Consider the following 1276-nt stretch of genomic DNA (forward strand, 5'->3'; position numbering starts at 1 on the left):
CCCCCGGTGTCAGGATAGTTGTCGCCTCTCCTGGTTTACCCCCAAAAGCATACCGAGGGCGGAAAGAGACAGCTTGTGAAGTACTATTCACCCGAACGTAAAGCCGCATTGCTCAAGATGCTGCTTCCTCCGCTGAACCTGACTGTGGCCGAAATTTGCCGACGTGAAGGGGTCAGTGATGTTTCGATGTATCTCTGGCGCAAGACGGCCAGCCAGCAGGGAAATAAAGTGCCAGAAGACACAGTATTGTCTGATAAATGGTCTGCTGAGGCCCGGTTTGCTGCCGTCCTTGAAACGGCCCCCCTGACGCAGCTTGAGTTGGGTGAATATTGCCGTCGAAACGGCCTGTACCCCGAACAGCTCAATGCCTGGCGTCAAGCCTGTATTAGTGGCCAGGAAGCTGTACAAGCGCAAAAAATGGCTGACCATGAACAGACGCGTAAAGACAAGAAACGCATCCTGGAGCTGGAGCGCGATCTGCGCCGTAAAGACGCTGCATTGGCCGAAACCGCAGCGTTGTTAGTGCTGCGAAAAAAGCTCAACGATTACTGGGGGACCGACGGCGAGGACAACTGACTTCTTTGCCGGAACGGCAGTTGTTGGTGGGCTGGTTGATTGAAGCCATCGTCGCAGGCGCCCGAAAATTACGCGCTTGCCAAGAGGTTGGACTGTCGCTGCGAACCTTGCAGCGCTGGACTCAGGCGCCAGAGTTACAGGCCGATGCGCGCACCACCACCTTGCGGCCCAAGCCGCGAAATGCGCTGAGTGAAATTGAACGACAAGCCATCGTAACCCTGTGCAACAGCCCGATATACGCCCATTTACCGCCCAGCCAGATCGTTCCGCGCCTGGCAGACGAAGCGCGGTATCTGGCATCGGAAGCTACGTTTTATCGCATCTTGCGAGCAGCCGGCCAACAACACCACAGAGGTCGTAGCCGACGGCCTCGGCGCATTGTAATGCCGACAACGCACGCGGCTCAGAAGCCTAACCAGGTGTGGTCGTGGGACATCACGTATCTTCCCTCGCCCATACGCGGTAAGTATTTTTACCTGTATTTGATCGAAGATATTTACAGCCGCAAGGCGGTAGGTTGGGAAGTTTATGATGAAGAAAGTGGTGAAAAGGCTGCTGCGCTGTTGCAACGCAGCGTGATCAATGAGAAGTGCCTGCGTGAGCCCTTGGTGTTGCACTCTGATAACGGAGCGCCAATGAAATCGGTGACGCTGTTAAGCAAAATGTATGAGCTGGGCATCACGCCTTCTCGCGGTCGTCC

At 55.4% G+C, this 1276-nt stretch carries 1 pseudogene; it reads left to right on the forward strand.

Annotation, left to right across the window (positions count from 1 at the left end):
* Positions 1 to 75: 75 nt before the first annotated feature.
* Positions 76 to 1276 (forward strand): annotated as a pseudogene (locus TU73_RS28875) (IS3 family transposase); the annotation flags it as partial.

The sequence above is a fragment of the Pseudomonas libanensis genome, assembly GCF_001439685.1.
GTDB classification, from domain to species: domain Bacteria; phylum Pseudomonadota; class Gammaproteobacteria; order Pseudomonadales; family Pseudomonadaceae; genus Aquipseudomonas; species Aquipseudomonas libanensis.